The sequence below is a fragment of the Lysobacter enzymogenes genome (genome assembly GCF_017168095.1).
Classification (GTDB): Bacteria; Pseudomonadota; Gammaproteobacteria; order Xanthomonadales; family Xanthomonadaceae; genus Lysobacter; species Lysobacter enzymogenes_D.
On sequence record NZ_LXSD01000428.1, the window covers coordinates 1 to 793 of the forward strand.

Here is a 793-nt window from a genome sequence, read left to right on the forward strand (position 1 = left end):
GACAGGTCGCGGGTCAGCGCGCGGATCTGCGAATCGATCATCTCGCGCGGATTGAACTCGGCCCGGCCGCCGCGCGGACCGCGCAGCCCGGGGCCCGGGCCGACCGGCGCGGCGGCGTTGCCGGCGGCGTCCTGCGGCGGCAACGAATCGCGCAGTTGCAGGAACATCGCCAGCGATTCCACCGCATCGGTCTGCACCGCCTGGCCGAGGAAGTTGCGGCGCATGCCGTCGCGCTGCGGCGAATAGGCGAACGCCAGCGAGGCCAGCATGCGCGCGTCGCCGCGTTCGGCGGCGGCGCGGGCGATGGATTCGGCTTCGCTGCGGTAAGTGGCCAGGCCCGGCAGATTGTCGAGCACGTCCTGATAGCGGAATGCGTTGCCGCTGGCGTAATGGCGCATCGCCGCCGGCACCCCGGCCAGGGCGGCGCGGCGCCAGTAGGCGGCGCGCTGTTCCGGGCTGATCGGCGGCACCTGCGCGCAGTGCTCGGACTGGGTGAGCAGGCGCTCGGTCATGCTCTGGTAGCTCTCGGCCATGCGCTGGCGTTGATCGCGCTGCTGCTGGGTCTCCTGCGGCATGCGTTCGAGCTGGCGTTCGAAGGTGTCCAGATTGTTCTCGGCGCCGGCCAGGCGCATGCGCAGGTTGTCGCAGTACTCCATCTCGGCGGCGAGGCGGCAGGCGGCGGCCGGTTCGCTGGCGGCGCGGCGCTGCAGCTCGGGCAGGATCAGCCGCAGCGGCGAGTCCAGCGAAGGCAGCGGCCGGGCGCTGCCGGCGTCGTAGCGCGGGATCGCGGCGG

At 72.9% G+C, this 793-nt stretch carries 1 protein-coding gene; it reads right to left on the bottom strand.

All coding sequences use genetic code 11. From position 1 onward, the window contains the following. The coding region (locus tag A7A76_RS18565; RefSeq protein ID WP_206412596.1) for a hypothetical protein at positions 1 to 793 on the bottom strand (793 nt) is incomplete at both ends.